Annotated in this window: 3 protein-coding genes; 1 reads left to right on the top strand and 2 read right to left on the bottom strand. The window is 73.8% G+C overall.

The features are described from left to right. Positions 1–134: 134 nt before the first annotated feature. Together ACFUEL_RS37085 and ACFUEL_RS37080 are read right to left on the bottom strand one after the other, a co-directional pair. Positions 135–1,760 carry an LCP family protein gene (locus ACFUEL_RS37085; protein ID WP_380242204.1) on the bottom strand — a complete coding sequence of 542 codons (1,626 nt, stop codon included), beginning with the start codon at positions 1,758–1,760 and terminating at the stop codon, positions 135–137. Further along, entirely contained in the window at positions 1,753–2,376 is a 624-nt protein-coding gene (locus ACFUEL_RS37080) for a DUF6542 domain-containing protein (RefSeq protein ID WP_380242202.1), read from the bottom strand. The genes ACFUEL_RS37085 and ACFUEL_RS37080 overlap by 8 nt, the downstream gene beginning before the upstream one ends. 298 nt (positions 2,377–2,674) lie before the next feature. Here ACFUEL_RS37080 and ACFUEL_RS37075 point away from each other — a divergent pair, with 298 nt between their 5' ends. Next, positions 2,675–3,361 (top strand): lytic transglycosylase domain-containing protein, encoded by a 687-nt coding sequence (locus ACFUEL_RS37075; RefSeq protein ID WP_380242199.1) that lies wholly within the window; start codon positions 2,675–2,677, stop codon positions 3,359–3,361. Positions 3,362–3,519 lie beyond the last annotated feature (158 nt).

Raw genomic sequence — 3,519 nt, 5'->3', positions numbered from 1 at the left:
CGGCGGTCTCGGCGCTGAACGCGGCGGTCGCGCTGCTGCTGCTGGTGAAGGCCGCCACGCCCTGGTAGCGGGCGGCCGGGGAGACCGGTCCAGCCGGGGCCGGTTCAGTAGGAGCCGGTTCAGTAGGGGCCGGTTCAGTCGACGCAGGGGACGCCGCCGGCCTTCACCGGCGGTCCCTGCATCTGCAGGGTGGCGGTGGGGTCGGGCCGGCCGGTGGCGGGGTCGGCGCCGGGGGTGGCGGTGGCGGGGGTGTAGCCGGTGCCGAGCAGGACCTGGACGTGGTCGGGGGCGATCGCGGTGGAGGCGGTGGCGGTGACCCCGTAGCGGGTGGCGATCTGCCGGGCGGCGTCCTGGGCGCCGGTGCCGTACTTGACGGTGGTGGCCCTGGGGTGGGTGTCGGCGGTGCCGGTCTTCCCGGCCCGGTAGCCGAGGGCGGTCAGGGCCTTGGACTCGTCCCCGGCGGCGCCGGTCACCGACGAGCCGTTGAGCACGTCGACGGTGGCGTCGGCGGCGGGCGCCTCGCTGGGACTGGGACTGGAACTGGGGCTGGAACTGGGGCTGGGGCTGGGGCTGGGGCTGGGGCCGGTCGTACCGGCGGGGGCCGGGTCGGCGTCGAGCGGCTGGCCGAACAGCTGCTTGACGATCCGGCGGAGTTTCACCGGGTCGACCTGGTTGACCTCCTGGCCGCCGATGGTGGCGAACTTGTCGATCGGCAGGGTGTTGAACTCGACGTTGCCGCCGGTCAGGTTGGGCGCCTGCTGGGCGAAGTCGAGGATCTGCCACTGGTCGTCTATCACCACGTCCTTCTTGACCACGTTCAGCAGGTCCTGCATCCTGCCGAGGTCGCCGATCACGCCCTGCTGCTTGAGCTTGTACTCGACGGAGGCGATGAACGCCTGCTGCCGGTGGGTGCGGTCGAGGTCGCCGTTGGTGAGGTTGTGCCGCTGCCGGACGAAGGACAGCGCGTCGGCGGCGTTCAACTGGCTGACGCCGGCCGGGAGTTTCAGCCCGGTGCCGCCGCCGGGCCTGGTCACGTTGCCCTTGCTGTCGGTGATCCGGGAGACGATCGGGTCGTCGACGGCCTTGTTGAGGCAGACCGGGATCGGTTCGAGGGCCTTGGCGATGTCGTAGAAGCCGATCAGGTTGACCTCGGCGAAGTGGTCGATCGGGACGTCGAGGAGCTTCTGCACGGTCTGGATGGTGGCGGAGCGCCCGGCCTCGCGGCTCTGCTGCTCCAGTGCGGCGCCCTTGAGGCCCTTGGCGCGCAGTTTCTCCTCGGCGGCGTCCTTGGCGTAGCCGTAGGCTTCCTTGATCTTGTGCATCCTGCCCTGGGTGCCGTCCGCGTTGTACGTCTGCACCCAGTCGTCGCGCGGGACGGAGACCGCCTGGGCCTTCCCGCTGGGCGGGATGTGCAGCACGATCAGCGAGTTGGTGTTGTAGCCGCCGATCTCGCTGGAGCCCGCGTGCAGTTCGTCCTGGACGAACTCCTTGGGGAGGTCGTTGCCGTCCATGTCCTTCCGGCTGTCCAGGCCGATCAGCAGGATGTTGACGGAGGAGTCGAGGTGCGGGGGCGCGTTCTTCCTGGCCTGGTCGAGGGCGTGCGAGCGGTTGACGCCGTTGAGCTGTTCGGTGGTGTACCAGGCGAAGCCGCTGATGCCCAGGACGGTCAGCGAGAGGCCGCAGGCGAGGGTGCGGCCGGCGAGCACCCCGGGCGTGGGGCGGCGGCGGACGACCCGGCGCGGGGCGCGGCGTTCAGTCACGGCGGGACCTCCGGGCGCGGAGCTTGCGCAGGGCGACGGCCAGCAGGGCGGCGGCGAGGGCGGCGAGCATCCACGGGAACTGGGCGCTGACGAGTTTGAGGCCCTCGGTGCCGAGCCCGGCGCCGTGGTACTGGTCGCCGCGGGCCAGGTAGTCGGCGCCGCAGGCGGCGGCCAGGGTCACCACGGGCGCGCCGCTGGCGACCCACCACCAGCCGGCCCGGCTGCTCACCAGGGCGGCCAGGGCGGCTCCGAGGACGGCGCAGGAGGCGTAGACCGCGCCCAGGCCGGGGCCGAGCAGTTCGTCGGCGAGCGCGCCGAGCACCGGCAGGCCGAGTGCGGGCAGGGCGGCGGGCATCCGCTTGGACTCCGGGCCGCGGGCGGCTTCCCGGGCGGCTTCCCGGCGGGCGGCCCGCCGGGGGGCGGCGGCCTCGGGGCCGGGGGTGCTCCGCTCGTCCGGGTGGGGGCGGCGCGGCGCGGGGACGGGATGGGTGCTGTCGGTGCCGTCCCGGTCCTGTCCGGCGTACCCGTCCTGTCCGGCGCGTCCGGCGCGTCCGGCACGCTCGTCCCGTCGCAGTGGCGCGTCGCCGCGTGCGCCCGCCGTCCTTCGCCCCGTCATCGGCACCTCTCGTCCACTGCCGCACCGTGCCTGCGGCGTCCGACCGTTCCGGGCTGTCAGACGCCCGGCGGGCGCCTCCCGGTTCCTCTACACGGTTGTAGAGGTTCGACCGAAGCATACAAATCCGCTCCGGGTACGTAAGCTCACCCACGGGCCGCCACCCCGGCACCGGGCGACATCCGGCAGAACGCGACAGCCCGGCGTCAGGACACGGGCACCGGGCGCCGGGCACCCGGTGGGCACGGGATCCGCGGCGGCGCGCACGACCTGACGGGCAGAGGGCAGAGGGGAGCCACCGGTGGCGGAACGCGGCGCGAAGTGGCCGTGGGCGGTCCTGGTCCTGGCCGTCCTGGGCATCTGGGCGTACGAGCGCGGCGGCGACCCCGCTCCGCCGCCCGCCGCCGCCCCGGCCGCGAGTTCCGCCCCCGCCGCCGGCCCCGGCTCCTCCCCCGCCGGTTCGCCCTCGCCCGCGCCCGCCGCCACGGGGCAGCTGGACGACTACTCGCCGCCGCGCTTCGCCCCCGAGGTGAAGCGGTACGCGGCCGAGGCCGGGGTGAACCCGCAGCTGGTGATGGCGGTGCTGTTCAACGAGGCGTACAAGCCGCACGGGCCGGACGTCGAGCGCAGCTGGCAGAAGATGAAGCCCGGCGCCTCGTTCGGCGTGGCCAACATGCACCGCGCCGCCTACGAGGAGACCCGCCGGGGCCGCCCCTTCGCCGACCGTCCGTGGGAGGACCTGCCGGACGACCCGGGGCTGGCCGTCCGCGCCGCCGCCTGGTACCTGCACGACCTGGGCGCCCAACTGCCCGCCCACCCCGCCACCTCGCTGACCCGCGACGAGCTGATGGCGCTGGGCTACAACACCGGCGCGGGCAACATGCTCGCCTTCGCCCGCGGCACCAAGCCCGGCCCCGAGGCCAGTTCCTACCTCACCAAGCTGCGCGACAACTGGTCCAAGTCCGCGGACGCGCTGGCCGGCCGCTGAGCCGCCGGGCGTTTCGAAATCGGAACGATCCCCTCGCGAGTCCGCCCGGCCCCGCACACTCCCCTAGTGCCGCGTCAGGCAACCTTTGCCGTGAAGGAGCGGCGTCCGGTGCGTGCTATCGGCGTGCCGGCCGGAAGCCCTCGTACTGGATGTACTTG

Origin of the sequence: Kitasatospora sp. NPDC057198, from assembly GCF_042670125.1 — a bacterium.
Taxonomy (GTDB): Bacteria; Actinomycetota; Actinomycetes; order Streptomycetales; family Streptomycetaceae; genus Kitasatospora.
This window is presented reverse-complemented; position numbering and strand designations above follow the sequence as displayed.